This is a genomic window from Cupriavidus sp. D39 (assembly GCF_026627925.1).
In the GTDB taxonomy this organism is placed as follows: domain Bacteria; phylum Pseudomonadota; class Gammaproteobacteria; order Burkholderiales; family Burkholderiaceae; genus Cupriavidus; species Cupriavidus ulmosensis.
The window spans coordinates 5,064,163-5,082,105 of sequence record NZ_JAPNLE010000009.1 but is presented as its reverse complement, the minus strand read 5'-3'; the positions used below and the strand labels follow the sequence as shown (position 1 = coordinate 5,082,105).

16 protein-coding genes and 2 pseudogenes are annotated in these 17,943 nt (G+C 66.7%); 7 read left to right on the top strand and 11 right to left on the bottom strand.

The genetic code is table 11. The features are described from left to right. Positions 1-129: 129 nt before the first annotated feature. Both mutS and OMK73_RS35730 read left to right on the top strand, forming a co-directional pair. Positions 130-2,775 carry a DNA mismatch repair protein MutS gene (gene mutS / locus OMK73_RS35735; protein ID WP_267606635.1) on the top strand — a complete coding sequence of 882 codons (2,646 nt, stop codon included), beginning with the start codon at positions 130-132 and terminating at the stop codon, positions 2,773-2,775. Then, positions 2,772-3,830 (top strand): hypothetical protein, encoded by a 1,059-nt coding sequence (locus OMK73_RS35730; protein WP_267606143.1) that lies wholly within the window; start codon positions 2,772-2,774, stop codon positions 3,828-3,830. The genes mutS and OMK73_RS35730 overlap by 4 nt, the downstream gene beginning before the upstream one ends. A gap of 95 nt (positions 3,831-3,925) precedes the next feature. On the opposite strand, the gene OMK73_RS35725 is transcribed toward OMK73_RS35730, so the two are convergent. Then, entirely contained in the window at positions 3,926-4,459 is a 534-nt protein-coding gene (locus OMK73_RS35725; RefSeq protein WP_267606142.1) for an FKBP-type peptidyl-prolyl cis-trans isomerase, read from the bottom strand. After that, positions 4,446-4,913, bottom strand: coding sequence for a hypothetical protein (locus OMK73_RS39510; protein WP_420715699.1), 468 nt, complete (start codon positions 4,911-4,913; stop codon positions 4,446-4,448). Before OMK73_RS39510 ends, OMK73_RS35725 begins: the two co-directional genes overlap by 14 nt. On the opposite strand from OMK73_RS39510, the pseudogene OMK73_RS39505 reads away from it, so the two are divergent. The 3 genes and pseudogenes from OMK73_RS39505 to OMK73_RS39495 form a co-directional block, all read left to right on the top strand. Then, positions 4,872-5,104: pseudogene (locus tag OMK73_RS39505) on the top strand (cupin domain-containing protein); the annotation flags it as partial. The gene OMK73_RS39510 and the pseudogene OMK73_RS39505 sit on opposite strands and share 42 nt — an antisense overlap. 15 nt (positions 5,105-5,119) lie before the next feature. Continuing rightward, positions 5,120-5,677: a winged helix domain-containing protein gene (locus OMK73_RS39500; protein ID WP_420715693.1), complete on the top strand. Its 558-nt coding sequence runs from the start codon at positions 5,120-5,122 to the stop codon at positions 5,675-5,677. 199 nt (positions 5,678-5,876) lie between these two features. Continuing rightward, positions 5,877-6,122: a hypothetical protein gene (locus tag OMK73_RS39495; RefSeq protein ID WP_400095646.1), complete on the top strand. Its 246-nt coding sequence runs from the start codon at positions 5,877-5,879 to the stop codon at positions 6,120-6,122. Between the two features lie 98 nt (positions 6,123-6,220). Here the strand turns inward: OMK73_RS39495 and OMK73_RS35705 are convergent, their stop codons facing one another. From OMK73_RS35705 to OMK73_RS35670, 8 genes and pseudogenes are all read right to left on the bottom strand, one after another. Then, positions 6,221-7,009, bottom strand: coding sequence for an MBL fold metallo-hydrolase (locus OMK73_RS35705; protein WP_267606139.1), 789 nt, complete (start codon positions 7,007-7,009; stop codon positions 6,221-6,223). Positions 7,010-7,088: 79 nt separating this feature from the next. Continuing rightward, a pseudogene (gene bamC, locus OMK73_RS35700) lies at positions 7,089-8,302 on the bottom strand (outer membrane protein assembly factor BamC). Between the two features lie 46 nt (positions 8,303-8,348). After that, positions 8,349-9,233, bottom strand: coding sequence for a 4-hydroxy-tetrahydrodipicolinate synthase (gene dapA, locus OMK73_RS35695; protein ID WP_267606138.1), 885 nt, complete (start codon positions 9,231-9,233; stop codon positions 8,349-8,351). Between the two features lie 150 nt (positions 9,234-9,383). Then, positions 9,384-9,947 carry a class I SAM-dependent methyltransferase gene (locus OMK73_RS35690; RefSeq protein ID WP_267606634.1) on the bottom strand — a complete coding sequence of 188 codons (564 nt, stop codon included), beginning with the start codon at positions 9,945-9,947 and terminating at the stop codon, positions 9,384-9,386. Between the two features lie 28 nt (positions 9,948-9,975). Then, entirely contained in the window at positions 9,976-11,178 is a 1,203-nt protein-coding gene (locus tag OMK73_RS35685) for a tryptophan--tRNA ligase (RefSeq protein ID WP_267606137.1), read from the bottom strand. 88 nt (positions 11,179-11,266) lie between these two features. Next, positions 11,267-11,932: a site-2 protease family protein gene (locus tag OMK73_RS35680; protein ID WP_267606136.1), complete on the bottom strand. Its 666-nt coding sequence runs from the start codon at positions 11,930-11,932 to the stop codon at positions 11,267-11,269. A 48-nt stretch (positions 11,933-11,980) separates the two neighbouring features. Further along, the gene (locus tag OMK73_RS35675) at positions 11,981-12,604 is read right to left on the bottom strand and encodes an L-threonylcarbamoyladenylate synthase (protein WP_267606633.1); all 624 of its coding nucleotides are present in this window, start codon (positions 12,602-12,604) and stop codon (positions 11,981-11,983) included. A 141-nt stretch (positions 12,605-12,745) separates the two neighbouring features. Beyond that, positions 12,746-13,591, bottom strand: a complete 846-nt coding sequence (locus OMK73_RS35670) for a 3',5'-nucleoside bisphosphate phosphatase (protein WP_267606135.1) — start codon at positions 13,589-13,591, stop codon at positions 12,746-12,748. A gap of 276 nt (positions 13,592-13,867) precedes the next feature. Here OMK73_RS35670 and OMK73_RS35665 point away from each other — a divergent pair, with 276 nt between their 5' ends. Next, positions 13,868-14,917 carry an NAD(P)/FAD-dependent oxidoreductase gene (locus tag OMK73_RS35665; protein ID WP_267606134.1) on the top strand — a complete coding sequence of 350 codons (1,050 nt, stop codon included), beginning with the start codon at positions 13,868-13,870 and terminating at the stop codon, positions 14,915-14,917. A 28-nt stretch (positions 14,918-14,945) separates the two neighbouring features. On the opposite strand, the gene OMK73_RS35660 is transcribed toward OMK73_RS35665, so the two are convergent. Next, entirely contained in the window at positions 14,946-15,839 is an 894-nt protein-coding gene (locus OMK73_RS35660) for an alpha/beta fold hydrolase (RefSeq protein WP_267606133.1), read from the bottom strand. Positions 15,840-16,010: 171 nt separating this feature from the next. Between OMK73_RS35660 and OMK73_RS35655 the strand changes: the two genes are divergently transcribed. Beyond that, complete coding sequence (locus OMK73_RS35655) at positions 16,011-17,744, top strand: acyl-CoA synthetase (RefSeq protein ID WP_267606132.1); 1,734 nt, start codon at positions 16,011-16,013, stop codon at positions 17,742-17,744. Positions 17,745-17,943 lie beyond the last annotated feature (199 nt).

Sequence of the window (17,943 nt, the reverse complement as noted above, 5' to 3'; positions counted from 1 at the left end):
CGCGGGCCGCCGGAGTACCCGAAAACAGGCGGTTTCGCCAAAACCGCCCGAGAGGATTGCATGTCCGTAGAACCCCGACAGTCCGCCAAGACCGAGCCCAAGGCCGGCAACGCGGAAAAGCACACGCCCATGATGGCGCAGTACCTCGGCCTGAAAGCCGACCATCCGGACACCTTGCTGTTCTACCGGATGGGTGACTTCTACGAGCTCTTCCATGACGATGCCGAAAAGGCCTCGCGCCTGCTCGACATCACCCTGACATCGCGCGGCAGCTCCAACGGCGTGCCGATCCGCATGGCCGGGATCCCCTTCCATTCGGTGGACCAATACCTCGCGCGGCTGGTCAAGCTGGGCGAATCGGTGGCGATCTGCGAGCAGATCGGCGACCCGGCCACCAGCAAGGGGCCGGTGGAGCGCAAGGTGGTGCGCATCGTCACGCCGGGCACGTTGACCGACGCGGCGCTGCTGCCGGACAAGGTCGATACCTACCTGATGGCGGTGCACCAGCAAACCACGCGCCGCGGCGTGAGCAAGACCGGGCTGGCCTGGCTCAACCTGGCCAGCGGCGAGCTGCGCCTGATGGAGTGCGATGTCGCGCAGTTCGGCCGCGAACTGGAGCGGATCCGCCCGGCGGAGCTGCTGTATGCTGATGGCATCGAACTGCCTGCGCTGGAGTGCGCGCGCACCCGGCTGCCGGAATGGCATTTCGACCAGGAAGCCGGCACCCGCCGCCTGCGCGAGCAACTCGGCGTGGCCAGCCTCGATCCGTTCGGCTGTGCCGGGCTGGGCGCGGCGCTGGGCGCCGCCGGCGCGCTGCTGAACTACGCGGCCGCAACCCAGGGACAGTCGCTGCGCCACGTGAAGGGCGTGACGGTCGAGCGCGAATCCGAATTCGTTGGCCTGGACACCGCCACGCGGCGCAACCTGGAACTGACTGAGACGCTGCGCGGCGGCGAGTCGCCGACCCTGTTCTCGCTGCTGGACACCTGCGCCACCGCCATGGGCAGCCGCCTGCTGCGCCACTGGCTGCACCATCCGCTGCGCGACAGCACCATCCCGCAGGCGCGCCAGCAAGCCATCGGCGCGCTGATCGGCCAAGGCACCGATGCGCTGCGCGCGGCGCTGCGCCGGCTGTCCGACGTGGAGCGCATTACCGCGCGCCTCGCCCTGATGAATGCCCGCCCGCGCGACCTGTCCTCGCTGCGCGACACGCTGGCCGCCCTGCCCGACGTGCAGGCCTGCCTGCGCGCTGATGATGCCGCGCCGTTGCTCAACCAGACGCTGGCGGAACTGGCGGTGCCGTGGGAATGCCATGCCCTGCTGGCCAGCGCGGTGGCGCCGGAGCCGGCCACCGTGATCCGCGATGGCGGCGTGATCGCCCGCGGCTACGATGCCACGCTCGACGAGCTGCGCGATATCTCCGAGAACTGCGGCCAGTTCCTGGTGGAACTGGAAGCCCGCGAACGCACCCGCACCGGCATCGCCAACCTGCGCGTGGAATACAACCGCGTGCATGGCTTCTATATCGAGGTGACCAACGGCCAGGCCGACAAGGTCCCCGACGACTACCGCCGCCGCCAGACGCTGAAGAACGCCGAGCGCTACATCACGCCCGAGCTCAAGGTCTTCGAGGACAAGGCCCTGTCCGCGCAGGACCGCGCGCTGGTGCGCGAGAAGCAGCTGTATGACGCGTTGCTGCAGCAGTTGCTGCCGCATATCGGCGAGTTGCAGCGGGTCGCCGGCGCGCTGGCGCGCCTGGACGTCCTCGCGGCGCTGGCCGAGCGCGCGCAGACGCTGGACTGGACCCAGCCCGAGCGCGTCGCCGAGAACGTGATCGACCTCACCCAGGGCCGCCACCCGGTCGTGGAGGGCCAGCTCGCAGCGGAATCCGTGCCGTTCATCGCCAACGATTGCCAGCTGACGGAAGCGCGCAAGCTGCTGCTGATCACCGGCCCGAACATGGGCGGTAAATCGACCTTCATGCGCCAGACCGCGCTGATCGTGCTGCTGGCTTGCGTGGGCGCCTATGTGCCGGCCCGGCGCGCGGTGATCGGCCCGATCGACCGCATCTTCACCCGCATCGGCGCCGCCGACGACCTGGCGGGCGGGCGCTCCACCTTCATGGTGGAAATGACCGAGGCCGCCAGCATCCTGCACAACGCCACGCCGGCCAGCCTGGTGCTGATGGACGAGATCGGCCGCGGCACGTCGACCTTCGACGGCCTCGCGCTGGCATGGGCGATTGCGCGCCACCTGCTGGCGCACAACCGCAGCCATACGCTGTTTGCCACCCATTACTTCGAGCTGACGCAGCTGCCGCAGGAGTTCACGCAGGCGGCCAATGTCCACCTGTCCGCGGTCGAGCATGGCGACGGGATCGTCTTCCTGCACGCCGTGCAGGACGGGCCCGCCAGCCAGAGCTACGGCCTGCAGGTGGCGCAGCTGGCAGGCGTGCCGCAGCCCGTGATCCGGGCTGCGCGCAAGCACCTGGCCTGGCTGGAGCAACAGTCGGCGGACGCCACGCCCACGCCGCAGCTGGACCTGTTCGCCGCGCCGCCCTCGCCCCCGGACGATGACGACGACTACCTGGAACAAGGCGAAGGCAATGGCGAGCGCATTGGCGATGGCCAGCCGGTCAACGTGATCTCTGCGCAGCAGGCCGCGCTGCTCGACGCGGTGGCCGAGCTCGACCCGGACAGCCTGACGCCGCGCGACGCGCTCGATGCGCTCTATCGGCTGCGCGCGCTCGCCAAGGATGCTGTAGCCACCGCATGACGCCCATCGGGATCGTGCGCCAGCGCAGGCAGCGCCTGGCCGGACTGGCCATGCTCGGCGTGTTGCTGGCGCTGCCTGCGCTGCCGGGCCAGGCGCTGGCAAACCGCGCCCGGGTTCCGGCTCAGGTTCCGGCCGCGGAAACGATACGCGTGGCCCTGATCGCCGACCAGCCGCAGTGGCCGGCCGCCGAAGCGGGCACCGCCCGCCTGCTCGATTTCCTGGCCGCGCGGCGGCTGGAATTTGTCGTCCATCTGGGCGGCATCAAGGGCGATACCGAATCCTGCGGCGACACCTTGCTTTCCGCTCGCCAGCGGCTGCTCGACCAGTCGCCGCTGCCGCTCGTCTACCTGCCAGGCGAGACCGACTGGGCGGAATGCGCTCGCACCGCCAATGGGCGCTTCGATGCGGTGGAGCGTCTGAACCGCCTGCGCGAGCTGTTCTATCCGGCCGATACCACGCTGGGCCAGCGGGTGCTGCCGCTGATGCGGCAGTCCGAGCAGGCTACCTTTCGCAGCTATCGGGAAAACGTGCGCTGGCACGCTGGCAGCGTCATGCTGGTGGGGTTGAACCTGCCGGGCGACAACAATCACTATCGCTCGGAAGGCGGGCGCAACGGCGAGTTCGAGGATCGCCGCGAGGCCAACCGCCAATGGCTGGCGCGCGCGTTTTCGCTGGCGCAGCAGCAGAACCTGCCCGGCATCGTGCTGCTCACGCATGCCGACCCGCAGTTCGGCAACGGCTGGGAGCAGCGCGGCAAGCCCTCCCTGTTCGACGGTTTCCTGCGCCGGCGCACGCGCGATGGCTTCCTGGAGTTCAAGCGCCAGCTGCGTGAGCTGGCCGGGCGCTACCGGGGCCAGGTCCTGCTGGTGCATACCGGCCCGGGCGGCTTCGGCATCGACAGGCCGGTGAAAGATGCCAGTGGCAAGACGCTGCGCAATGTTTCCCGCGTGGTGTTGCCAAGCGGCGCGCCCGGCCAGTACACCGAACTGGCGATCACGCCGGGGTCGCCTTCGCTGTTTGAAGTCACGCTCAAGGATGGCCCCGAGGCGGAATGAATGGCGTCAGTCCAACCCCGCGACCACAAAGAAAAAGCCGGCGATGCCGGCTTTATTCGTGGGACCTTCCGCGAGGGCTCGCGCGCGTCGCGCACTCAGTGCAGCGTGCGGCTGCTGTCGCCTTCGTCGTCCTCATCCTCGTCCACGACTTCGATGCCCGAGGCACCGTGCGCGTGGCCGTGCTGCACTTCGTCGGCCGTGGCTTCGCGGACTTCCGCTACCTGCAGCCAGAAACGCAGTGCCATGCCGGCCAGCGGATGGTTGCCATCCAGCACGACCTTGTCTTGGGCCACGTCGGTCACGGTGTAGATGATCGAGTCTTCATCGTCGCCGTCTTCGGGCACGCCTTCGAACTGCATGCCGACTTCCAGCGGCTCGGGGAAACGGTCGCGCGGCTCTACCTTGACCATATCGGCGTCGTAATCGCCGAACGCTTCCTCGGGCTCGAGCTGCAGCTGGGTTTCGAAGCCGGCTTCATGGCCTTCCAGCGCTTCCTCGATCTTGGGGAACGTGCCATCATATCCGCCGTGCAAGTAAACCATCGGCTCATCCGACTCCTCGATCAGATTGCCCTGCGCATCCGACAGCTTGTACACCACGGATACCACCGTGTTCTTAGCGATTTTCAATTCTTGACTCCATGAACGATCCCGCATTATACGCGCAGGCCTTGCCCCCGGCCCCGTCGATCCTGACGCGCCGCTCACCCTCCTGGGTGGCATGACGCCAGCTGCTTTCATGCGCGATATCTGGCACCGCAAACCCCTGCTGATTCGACAAGCCGTACCGGGAATCGTGCCGCCGGTATCGCGCGAGTCGCTTTTCCAACTGGCCGATCGCGACGATGTCGAGTCGCGCCTGGTGTCGCACTTTCGCAACCGCTGGAAGCTCGAGCAAGGCCCCTTCGCCGCTGACAACCTGCCCTCCCTGAAAGCCCGTCAATGGTCGCTGCTGGTGCAGGGCGTTAACCTCCACGATAGTGCAGCCGCGGACTTGCTGGGGCAATTCCGTTTCGCCCCGGATGCGCGCCTGGACGACCTGATGGTCAGCTACGCCACCGACGGCGGCGGCGTGGGCCCGCACTTCGATTCCTACGACGTTTTCTCTTGCAAGTATCGGGCCGGCGGCGCTGGCGCATCTCGTCCCAGACCAAGCTCGACCTGGTCCCGGACCTGCCGCTCAAGATCCTGGCGGACTTCACGGCCGAAGAGGAATGGGTGCTGGAGCCAGGCGATATGCTGTACCTGCCACCTCAGTACGCCCACGACGGCGTGGCCGAGGGCGAGTGCATGACATACTCGATCGGCTTTCGCGCACCGGCCTACCGCGAGCTGGCGGGGCACTTCCTGGCTTGGCTGTCGGAAACGGTCGAGGACAACGAGGACCTGGGCGGACGCTACGCTGACCCCGGCGAGCCGGCAACGGCACATCCGGCCCAGTTGCCGGCCAAGATGGTGCTGGCGGTGACCGAAAAACTGAGCGCCCTCCGTTGGTCGGGTAGCATGGTTTCGGAGTTTCTGGGTGCGCATCTCTCGGAGCCCAAGCCTAGCGTGGAGTTTGCGGAAATACCCGAAATCACGCTGAAGAAATACAACAAACTCGCCTTGTCTCACGGCGTAGTACTTGCGCCGGGATCCATTGCGTTGTATGACCGCACCCATTTCTTTATCAATGGCGAAGCCTACGAACCGCCCTCGGCGCTGGCGCGCTGGCTGCGCCTGCTGGCGGACCAGCGCTGCCTGAGCGCCGCGGAAGTGGCTGCCTGCGCGGATCTGCCGGATCTGATGGAGACTTTCCATCACTGGGCGCTGGAAGGCTGGCTGCAATTCGGACCCGCGTCGCTGTAATAATCCGTAACAACCAAAAACAGGAAAAGACAGCGCTACACAAGCCGGGAAAACGCGGATATAATCACCGGCTGGCTAGTACTGTGTACCACTGCATTTGTCGGCACCCGGGAGAGCCTCTATTTTGCAGTTCAAGAGCGATAATTACCGGTAATTATTCATCGCCTGTTTTTCTGTTATTAAAGTTAAAGGACGAACAATGAAGAAGTCTCTCCTGATCGCATCGCTGCTCGCCGCCGTTGCTCTCGCCGCTTGCGGCAAGAAAGAAGAAGCCGCTGCTCCGGCACCGGAAGCTTCGGCTCCGGCTGCTGCCGCTCCGGCTGCTGCTGCCGAAGCATCGGCTGCTGCTGCTGACGCAACGGCTGCTGCTTCGAGCGCAGCGACCTCGGCTGCTGAAGCTTCCGGCGCGGCTGCTGACGCATCGGCTGCAGCTGCCAAGCAGTAATCGGTCTCGACCGATAAAAAAGCCGACCTTCGGGTCGGCTTTTTTACGTCTGCAGCATTTGCACTTGCAGGTTTCGTCGGCGTATTGCCCGCCCCGCCTCAGGCCCTGACCGGCTGCCAGTCCAGCCCCTCGTGCTGGTCCGCCACCAGGATTTCGTCGGGCAACACGCCAAGCACGGTCGCCAGTGCCTGGGTAGCCAGTTCCCGGGTATTGTTCTGCTGGCTCAGGTGCGCGGCCACCACGCGCTGCAGCCCCGCATGCGCCACCCGCTCCAGGATGCCGGCCGCAACTTCATTGGCAAGGTGGCCAAAGTCGCCACCGATGCGCCGCTTCAGCGAATACGGATAGGCGGAATTGCGCAGCATCTCCCGATCATGGTTGCACTCCAGCACCAGCGCATGCACCCCGGCCAGCCGCGCGGTGACGTAAGGCGTCTCCATGCCGGCATCGGTCAGCACGCCCAGGCGGGCGTCGCCGTCACTTAGCACGAACTGCAATGGCTCGCGCGCATCGTGCGGCACGGTGTACGGGAGTATGTGGAGGCTGCCGATCAGCAGCGGATGGTCGGCACCGCACACGCGCACGTCGGCCTTGTCCGCCCCGCGCATATGCGAGGTGGCAAGCCAGGTGCCGTGGCTGGTGTGCACCGGCAAATCGTGACGGGAAGCAAAGGCGTAGGCCGAGCCGACATGATCGCCGTGCTCATGGGTGACCAGCACGGCATCGAGCTGGTCCGGCGTGACGCCAAGCCGCTCGAGCCGCCGTGCGGTTTCTCGAATGCCAAACCCGCAATCGAGCAGCACCCTGGTCGTGGTGATGCCCTCTTGCGACTCGATCAACAGGGAATTGCCCTCGCTGCCGCTACCGAGGAAGGCAAAGCGCATCATGCGCCCGCCTCCCCTGGCAGCCCGGCAGGCCACCCCGCGACCGGGCGCCGCGGGCTGGTTTGCGTGCCCCGCACGCCGGTCAGCGCAGTTGCTCGTCGAGCAGCGAAAGAATGCGCTTGCCGACTTCGGTGCCTTCCGGCTGGCCCGCATCGTTCTGCACCGTCACGGTCGTGCCGGTGCCGTCGCCCTTCAGCGCAACGCGATATTTCTTCGCCTTCTTGCTGTCTTCGGTGCCGGTCTTGGTGAACAGCTTGGAGAAGAAGCCACGATTGTCCACGGTGTCGCGCGGGTCGACATAGCGCACGTAGTACACGCCCTGCGCGCGGTCCCGGTCTTCTACCGTGAAGTTCACGCGGTCCAGTGCCAGGCCGACCGAGCGCCAGGCGCGGTCGAACGGCTCGGACAGCTGCAATGCCTGGCTGCCATTGACCTGGGTCAGGTTGGAATTGGCGCTAGGCGCAGCACCCTTGCGGCTGCCGCCGTCGTGCCCGCAGCAGCGGCTGCCGGTGCGGCGGGGTTCTTGGCCATGCGGTCGGCCTGCTCCTTCTGCACGCCCAGGCGCTGCGCGAAGCGCGAAAGGAATTCGGCTTCCAGCTCAGGATCGGAGGGGCGCGGCGTCCAGATCGTGTTCGACTTGTCGATGCCGGTCAGCTGTTCCTGCGCGCCGCGATGGCTGATGAAGACTTCAAGGTTGCCGTTCTGCGAGCGCTCCACGCGCGTGCGGAACTTGTCGCGCTCGGACGTCGAGTACAGGCCATCGAAGACCTTGCCGATCGTATTGCGGATGAAATCCTGCGGGATCTTGGCGCGGTTCTCGGCCCAGTCGGTTTCCATGATGCCGGTCTCGGGCGAGTCCTGCACCAGCAGGAAACCGCTCTCCTGCCAGAATTCACGCATCGACTGCCACAGCTTGTCCGCCGGCATGCCGTTGCTGATCACCAGCCAGCGCTGGTTGCCGTCGCGCTCCATGCGGATGCCTTGCGTGGAGGGCAGCACGTTCTCGCTACCGGCCTGCTGCTGCACGGTCTTGGTCGACTGGTTGTAGGTCGACAGAGTGGAGGTGCCGTTCTGATCCGGCACGGAGTAGCGGCGATCGCCTTCGATCTTGGTCAGGTCCGGCGGCACGTCCAGCGTGGAGGTGCGCTTGGCAGCGGACTTGTAGTCGATCTTGTCGGGCGCCATCGCGTCGTTGATGCTGCTGCAACCGGACATCGCGTTTGCCACTAGCACGGGCAAGATCAGGGCGGCACGGCCAACTTGCGTTGCACCGTGGCGGTTAAGCTTGAGTTTCATTGACACGCAATCCTAGTTGATGGGATGACGGCAAAACACTGGACGATCAGCCGAGCAGGCCGGCCGCCGACAGCGCCTTGCGCACCGCTTCGTGGTATTCCGTTGACAGCGGGGTGAGCGGGAGGCGGATACCGCCCTGCATCTTGCCCATTTGCTGGAGCGCCCACTTGACGGGAATCGGGTTGGCCTCGACGAACATCGCCTTGTTCAGCGCAACCAGTTCCATATGGATGCGACGCGCGGTGATAGCGTCGCCCTTCAGGGCAGCCACGCACAATTCGTGCATCTTGCGTGGCGCCACGTTGGCCGTGACCGAGATATTGCCATGACCACCCAGCAGCATCAGGGCAATCGCGGTGGGATCGTCGCCACTGTAGATGGCGAAGCCTTCCGGCGCATCCTTGATCAGCTGCGCGGCGCGGTCGATGTTGCCGGTCGCTTCCTTCACGCCGATGATGCCCGGCACCTGCGCCAGGCGCAAGATGGTGTCGTGCTGCATGTCGGCCACGGTACGGCCCGGCACGTTGTACAGCACAACCGGCAGTTCCACCGCTTCCGCGATCGTGCGGAAATGGCGGTACATGCCCTCCTGGGTGGGCTTGTTGTAGTAGGGCACCACCTGCAGCGACGCATCGGCGCCGACCTGCTTGGCGAACGCGGTCAGCTCGATCGCTTCTTTGGTCGAGTTGCCGCCGGTGCCGGCGATGATCGGGATGCGCTTGTCGGCCTGCTCCACGGCAACGCGGATCAGCTCGCAATGCTCATCCACGTTCACCGTGGGAGACTCGCCGGTGGTGCCGACGATCACAATGCCATCGGTGCCCTCGGCCACGTGCCAGTCGACCAGGGCGCGCAGCGCGGGGAAATCCAGGCTGCCATCTTCCTGCATCGGCGTCACGATAGCGACGATGCTGCCGTTAATCTGTGTCATAACGTTTGAGAATTCGAGAAACGAATACCGCGATTGTACCGGATACCCAAGGCCTTCCGACCGCACCTTCGACCGGGGAAAACCCAAGGCAGTTCAACGCGTGAAGCCCAGGTCTCGCCGACCGGGCCCGCACATAACCGGGGCCGCACTTCAGCCCGGCAAAGGATACCGCGGCGGCGCTCGGCCGCCCGTTTTGCCTGATTCTTCGCGAATCGCGCAAATACGCTGCACAAAGGCAGTTTTAGGCACTTCCAGCATACCATCTTCGAAGGCAACCACCCGCAAGATGCCGCGCACGGCATCCAGCAACTCGCCCGGCTGCAGCAAGAAATCAGGGTTCGAAGGCTTGCCCACGGTCTCGTTGCCGGCCGCGAAGGTTTCGTAAAGAAGCACGCCACCGGGCGCCAGCGCAGCGAACAAATGCGGCCAAAGAGGCCTGTGCAGGTAATTTGTGACCACGATCGCGTCGAAACCCGGCTCGTCCGCGAGCGGCCACGCGCCCTGCTCCAGGTCGGCCGGGCGCGTGGCGACGCCTTCGGGCAATGCCGCCAGCGCGGCCAATGCCGCCGCATCGCGATCGACGCCCAGCACCACATGGCCGCGGCGCGCGAACCAGGTGGCGTGGCGGCCGTTGCCACAGGCCAGGTCGAGCACGCGGCCGCCCGGGCGCACCAGATGTGCCCAGCGCGTCACCCACGGCGACGGCGCGCCCAGCGGCGCGTGGGGAGGCCCGCCGCCGTGCTCACCGGTACCCCAAGCCCATGACGGCGCGCACGTCGCGCATCGTCTCGCGCGCCACCCGCCTGGCCTGGTCGCAGCCGTGGTCGACGATGGCGCGCAGCAGCGCGGGATCGTCCATGTATTTTTGCGCCCGCTCGAGCAGGGGCTGCTGCTCGCGCAGGATGCCCTCGATCACCGGCTGCTTGCATTCGATGCAGCCGATGCCGGCGCTGCGGCATCCCTTCTCGACCCACTCGCGGGTGGGCGCATCCGTATAGACCTGGTGCAGTTGCCACACCGGGCAACGCGCCGGCTCGCCGGCATCGGTGCGGCGCACGCGGGCCGGATCGGTTGGCATGGTGCGCACCTTCTTTTCCACCGACGCCTTGTCCTCGCGCATGCGGATGGTGTTGCCATAGGACTTCGACATCTTCTGGCCGTCCAGCCCGGGCATGCGCGACGCCGCGGTCAGCAGCGCCTTCGGCTCGACCAGGATGGTCTTGCGCGAGCCGCCCAGGTAGCCCAGCAGCAATTCACGGTCTTCGGGGGCCAGGCTCTGCGACTGCGCCACCAGCGCGCCGCCCTCTTCCAGCGCCTCTGCCTTGCCCTGTTCCTGATAGGCGCGGCGCAGTTCCAGATAAGCCTTGGTGCGCTTGCCGCCCAGCTTTTTGGCGGTTTCCTGCGCCTGCGCCTCGAAGTCCGGCTGGCGCCCGTACAGATAGTTGAAGCGGCGCGCGATCTCGCGCGTGATCTCCACGTGCGGCACCTGGTCCTCGCCCACCGGCACGCGGCCGGCGCGGTAGATCAGGATATCGGCGGCCTGCAGCAGCGGATAGCCAAGAAAGCCGTAGGTGGAGAGATCCTTGTCCTTGAGCTTCTCGATCTGGTCCTTGTAGGTCGGCACCCGCTCCAGCCAGCCCAGCGGCGTGCCCATCGACAGCAGCAGGAACAGCTCGGCATGCTCGGGCACGCGGCTCTGGATAAACAGCGTGGCGCGCTCGGGATCGACGCCGGCGGCGAGCCAGTCGATCAGCATCTCCCACACCGATTCGCCGATCACCTCCGGCGATTCATAGTGCGTGGTGAGCGCATGCCAGTCTGCCACGAAGAAGAAACAGGGATATTCGGCCTGGAGCTGGACCCAGTTCTTGAGTACGCCGTGATAGTGACCCAGGTGCAGCGCGCCGGTAGGCCGCATGCCGGAAAGAACGCGATCGGGAAACATGTCTATCTGTATTTGTGGGAATCGGTGCAGGTACGGGTACTCGTATTCGACGTCGGCGCCGCCATGGGCACCGGCGCCGCGGCGCGGCCTACTGCACCAGCGCCAGGATGGGTTGCAGCATCAGCAGCACCAGGCTTCTGAGCGCCCCCATCACCGGCTGCATCCACACTTTGGTGATCACGCCAGCCGCCACCAGCGCCAGCACCACGAAGATGCCGTAGGGCTCGATGCGCGACACCGCGTGCGCGATCCGCTGCGGCAACAACGCAGTCAGCACGCGGCCGCCGTCGAGCGGCGGCACGGGGAACAGGTTGAACGCAGCCATCACCAGGTTGACCAGCACGCCGGCCTGCGCCATCTGGCTGAAGAAGGGCTCCTGCACCCTGGCCACCACCAGGCCGACCGCCATCAGCGCCCAAAGGAAGGCCTGCAGCACATTGCTGCCCGGGCCCGCCAGCGCCACCCACATGCCATGCCAGCGCGGATTGCGCAGGTGGTCGAAGGCGACCGGCACTGGCTTGGCGTAGCCGAAGACGAACTGGCCGCTGGTCATGAAATAGAGCAGCAGCGGCACCGCGATGGTGCCGATGGGATCAATATGGCGCGCCGGGTTAAGGCTGACGCGCCCCATCGAGTAGGCGGTGTTGTCGCCGAACAGCTTGGCCACGTAGCCGTGCGCGGCCTCATGCAGCGTGATGGCGAACAGGACCGGCAGGGCGTAGACCGCTAGGGTCTGAATCAGGGAAGAATCCATGGGTCGCTATTGTACCGGGGCCGCGGCAAAGCGACTGTTCGGTGGCAATCAGAGGCCGAAACGTTCGATATCACCGCCTCCCTGGCGCACCAGCTCGGGCTCGCCGGCGGTCAGGTCGATCACCGTGGTCGGCTGCGCCGGCGCGGCGCCGCCGCAGATCACCAGTTCCAGCAGCTTTTCCAGCCGGGCGCGGATCACTTCCGGCTCGTTGAGCGGGGCTTCGTCTCCCGGCAGCTGCAGGGTGGCCGAAATCAGCGGCTCGCCCACTTCGGCCAGCAGCGCCAGCGGGATGGGATGGTCGGGCACCCGCACGCCGATGGTCTTGCGGGCGGGATGCGAGAGCCGGCGCGGCACTTCCTTGGTGGCCTCGAGGATGAAGACGTAGGGCCCGGGCGTGGCGCCCTTGAGCCAGCGGTACTGCCGGTTGTCCACCCGCGCGAAGTTGCCGAGCTCTGACAAGTCGCTGCACATCAGGGTCAGATGGTGCTTGTCGTCGATCCCGCGCAGGCGGCGCAGCCGCTCCACCGCGGCCTTGTCGTCGAGCCGGCAGGCCAGCGCGTAGCTGGAGTCGGTGGGCAAGGCAATCAGCCCGCCCTGCCCGATGATCTGCGCGGCCTGCTTGATCAGGCGGGATTGCGGGTTGAGCGGATGGATTTCGAAGTATTGGGACATGTGCGGGCCTGGGGCGGCCAGCCGCGGGATCCGCGCAAACACCGCGCGCACACCGGGCCGGTTCTGCGATGGGGAGATGCGAAGGGAGCGCATGGCGGATTCGGGCGGCCTTGGCGCCGGGCGGGCAGTGGCCGGCGCGGCTTACCAGTCATGCCAGACCGGGGTGACCGACGACGGCAGCGGCGGCAGCGAGCCCAGCTCGATCCGTCCCTCGCCCGGCCCATGGAAGTCCGAGCCGCGCGAGGCCAGCAGGCCGTAGTGATGCGCGACATTGGCATATTGGCGGTACTGCTCCGGCGTATGGCTGCCGGTGACCACCTCGACCGCCGCCCCGCCGAGCTGCTTGAACTCGTCGAACAGCGCATCGTGCTGGAGTTGCGTGTAGTTGTAGCGGCCCGGGTGCGCCATCACCGGAATGCCGCCGGCGGCCTGGATCCACTTCACCGCATCGGCCAGTCTGGCCCAGCGGTGCCCGACATAGCCCGGACAGCCTTCGCCGAGGTAATCGTCGAACACCTCGCTGATGGTCTTGCACCGCTCTTGCTCCACCAGCCAGCGCGCGAAATGGGTGCGGGAGATCAGGTCGGGATTGCCGACATGGCGCAGCGCGCCCTCATAGGCGCCCTCGATGCCGATCGCGGCCAGCGCCTCGCCGATGTCCTGCGCCCTGGCGGCGCGCCCGGAGCGCGTGGCGGCCAGGCCATTGACCAGCACCTGGCAGTCAGGATCGATCTGCAAGCCAACGATATGCACGGTCTGGCCGGCCCACGTCACCGAGATCTCCACCCCGGGCACGTAGCGCATGCCGAGCGCCTCGGCCGCGGCACGCGCCCTGGCCTGGCCCTTGACCTCGTCATGGTCCGTCAGCGCCCAGAACGCCACGCCGCCGGCGTGCGCGCGCGCGGCAACCTCCTCGGGGGACAACATGCCGTCGGACACCGTGGAATGGCAATGCAGATCTGCGTTGATTGCGTGTGAATTTTGCATACGTCTATTCTACTCTCGCGATAATTCCGCGTTAATCCAACTTCAATCCGACTTTAATCCCGCGCCAATGCGCGCCGCGTGGGCTGGCCCACACATTCGCGCCGATAGCCCTGCCGCCAACGCTGGCGTAGGCGGCCGGCCCGGCCCTGCGCGGTATAGTTGGGGCCTGACGACCCTCCTGCCTGGCGCCGCCGCGCGCGCCGCCTGCCAAGCCATGCCGACCCAAGCCCCTGCTTCCGCCACGCCCGATGCCCGCCCCCAATCGTCCCGACCGACGTGATCCGCACCGATGTGCTGATCGTCGGCGCCGGCCCGGTCGGCCTGTTTGCCGCTTTCCAGGCGGGCGTGCTGGGACTGAAGTGCGAGCTCATCGACGTGCTGGACCGCGCCGGCGGCCAGTGCACCGAGCTCTATCCGGAAAAGCCGATCTACGACATCCCCGCGGTGCCCGGCTGCCTGGCGCAGGACCTGGTCGACCGCCTGCTCGAGCAATGCGCGCCGTTCGCCTTTCCCATGCATTTCAACGAGCGCGCCAACGGACTGGCCGAGATCCCGCGCGAACATCACGCCGCGGCCGGCCATGAGCACGCGCACCGCCTGCTGGTCACAACCGACACCGGCAGGCGCTTCGACGTGGCCGCGGTGCTGGTGTGCTCCGGCGCCGGCGCCTTCGCCCCGCAGCGCGTGGCGCTGCCCGAGGCCGCCGCGCTGGAAGACCGCCACCTGCACTACGCCGTGCGCGACACCGCGCGCTTCAAGGGCAAGCGCGTGGTGGTGGCCGGCGGCGGAGACTCCGCCCTGGACTGGGCGCTGGCGCTGCGCAAGACCGCCGCGCGCGTCACGCTGCTGCATCGCCGGGAAGCCTTTCGCGCGGCCGACGGCACGGTAGCCGAGATGCGCGCGGCCGTCGCCGCCGGCGAGATGGACTTCGTGGTGGGCATGCTGGGCGCGCTCAAGAGCGAGGGCGACACCCTGGCCGGCGTCGACATCCGTACCCGCGACGACACCATCAGCCTGCCCGCCGACGAACTCGTGGCGCTGTACGGCCTGGTCTCCGAGCCCGGCCCGATCGCCCAATGGGACCTCGACATGCACGCCGGGCGCATCATGGTGGATACCACCACCTACGAAACGTCCCGGCGCGGCATTTTCGCCGCGGGCGACATCGCCTTCTACCCCAACAAGCAAAAGCTCATCCTGTCGGGCTTCCACGAGGCCGCGCTGGCCCTGCGGCGCGCGTATCACTACGCCTTCCCCGAAAAGGCGCTGGTCCATGTCCACACCAGCAACAACGCCACGCTCAAGGAAAAGCTGACGCACGCCTGAGCGCGTCAACAGCCACGGCCACGCAGCTTCAGGCGCAGAAGGATTCCACCAGCCCGGCAACCATCCGCGGCTGGTCGTGATGCAGCATGTGGCCGGCGTCATCGACAACGGCCTCGCGGAAATCGCGGAACGCCTTGAAGCGCTGCTTGAACGTCTCCAGCGGCTGCCCCTTTGCGATATGGCTGAGCGTCTGCGAATTGCGCGCTTCCACATGCAGCACCGGCGCGGTGGCCTGCGCCCAGATCGCCATCACCTCGTCGAGCCGGTACAGGACCGGGTTGACCATCTTGTGCGCGGCATCGCCCAGGATCTCCCAACGGCCATCCGCATTGCGCGCTGACCAGTGCTCAGCCAGGAAAGCTGCGCGGTCATCGGGCAGGCGCGGGTTGGTCTTCTGCAGCCGTGCCGCCACCGCCCCCACGCTGTCATAGGATCGCAGCGGCTGGCGCTGGCGCAACTCATCGAGCCAGCGCGCATAGCGCCCGGGCGCTTGCTCGGCGCGCGTGCCCGTCATGCCAAATCCCTCCAGGTCGACCACGCGGCGCACCCGCTCGGGACGGATGCCAGCATAAAAGCAGGCCACGTTGGCGCCCATGCTATGCCCCACCAGGTTCACCGGCGCGTCCGGCTGGTAGTGGTCGAGCACGGCCTCGAGATCGGCGACATAGTCGGGAAACCAGTAGGACTCGGTGCCGGGATAGCGTGTGGGCCAGTCGGTCTGGCCAAAGCCGCGCCAGTCCGGGGCGATCACGTGCCACTCGCGTTCCAGCGCGTCCACCATGAACTGGAACGAGGCCGCCACGTCCATCCAGCCATGCAGCAGGAACAAGGTGGGCGCGCCGGGCTCACCCCAGTGGCGCACGTGCATGTTAAGGCCGCGCAACGTGATAAATTCCGAGCGCGAGGTTTCTCTTATTGTCATGGTGTCTCCCCGGGTGCCTTTTCCCTGATCGTGGCGGACGCTTTCACCCGCGACAACGGGGAAGCCTAAAAATAGAACGATCGTTCGTTTGCGGATTATAGCGGCAAGCCGGCCCGACCCACATCCCGGCCCGCCTCCGGCGCAAAGCGAGCGCAACCCAGGAGACCCAGCATGGCCGCACCCGCCCTGCCAGCAAGCCGGCGCGACGATTATCCCGCGCTCTACACGCAATTCCACTGGCATGTGCCCGAGTTATTCAACCTGGCCGACGCATGCTGCGGCCGCTGGGCACGCGACCCCGCCACGATGGACCGCATCGCGGTCCACACCGAGCATGAGGACGGGCGCCGCGCCAGCTACAGCTACGCCTTCATCCAGGCCGAGGCCGATCGCCTCTCGCGGGCGCTGCGCACGCTGGGGGTGGCACGCGGAGACCGCGTCGGCATCGTCATGCCCCAGCGCATCGAGACGGTGATTGCGCACATGGCGATCTACCAGCTCGGCGCCATTGCCATGCCCTTGTCGATGCTGTTCGGCCCGGAAGCGCTGGCCTACCGCCTCCAGCACAGCGAGGCCAGCGTGGCCATCGCCGACGAATCCTCGATCGACAACGTGCTGGCCGCGCGCGCGCAGTGCCCCGCCCTGGCCTCGGTGATCGGCGTCGGCGCTGCCGTGGGCCGCGCGGAGCATGACTGGGACGTGATGCTCGCTGCGGAACTGCCTGAATTCACCGCCGTGGAAACCAAGGCTGACGAGGCCGCGGTGCTGATCTACACCAGCGGCACCACCGGCCAGCCCAAGGGCGCCCTGATCCCGCACCGCGCGCTGATCGGCAATCTCACCGGCTTCGTCTGTTCGCAAAACTGGTTTCCCCAAGCCGGCGACGTGTTCTGGAGCCCGGCAGACTGGGCCTGGACCGGCGGGCTGTGGGATGCGCTGATGCCCACGCTGTATTTCGGCAAGACCATCGTGGGCTATCAGGGCAGGTTCTCCGCGCAAACCGCCTTCGCGCTGATGGAGCGCTATCGCGTCACCAATACCTTCCTGTTTCCCACCGCGCTCAAGCAGATGATGAAGACCTGCCCCGCGCCGCGCGAGCACTATCAGTTGCACCTGCGCGCGCTGATGAGCGCGGGCGAAGCCGTGGGGGAAACCGTGTTCGCCTGGTGCCGCGACGCGCTCGGCGTGGTCGTCAACGAAATGTTCGGCCAGACCGAGATCAACTACATCGTGGGCAACTGCACCGCGCAGAACGACGATGGCCAGCTAGGCTGGCCGGCGCGCCCGGGCTCGATGGGCCGGCCCTACCCCGGCCACCGCATCGCCGTGGTCGACGACGAGGGCAAGCCCTGCGCGGCGGGCGAGGACGGCGAGGTGGCCGTGTGCAGCACCGACGTCCACGGCCACCCCGACCCCGTGTTCTTCCTCGGCTACTGGCGCAACGAGGACGCCACTGCCGGCAAGTACCTGGAGCGTGACGGGCTGCGCTGGTGCCGCACGGGCGACCTGGCGCGCATCGACGAAGACGGCTACCTGTGGTACCAGGGGCGCGCCGACGATGTCTTCAAGTCCTCCGGCTACCGCATTGGCCCGAGCGAGATCGAGAACTGCCTGCTCAAGCATCCCGCCGTGTCGAACTGCGCGGTGGTGCCCTCGCCGGACCCGGAGCGCGGCGCGGTGGTCAAGGCGTTCATCGTGCTGGTGCCATCGGTCGCGCGCTCGGCGCAAGCCGACGCCGCGCTGGTCGCCGAGCTGCAGCAGCATGTGCGCGGCCAGCTTGCGCCGTATGAATATCCCAAGGCCATCGAGTTCATCGCGCAGTTGCCGATGACCACCACCGGCAAGATCCAGCGCCGCCTGCTGCGCGAGATGGAAGCCAAGCGCAATACCGCTACGCGCCCGTAGCCGGGCGGGGGCGCGCCGCAAGGCTGCCGCCCGCCTATCGCCTTTCATCGCCCCCTCCCCCGGTCAAGTATTCCCCGAATCTGACGTTAGCAAGGACATGCAACGCCAGGCCCGGGGAGTCGCCTATGGCAATTTAAAATTCCAGGAATATTTATAAGAATGTTCTTATAAAAACCCTGAAAAACAAACCAGATCCCCT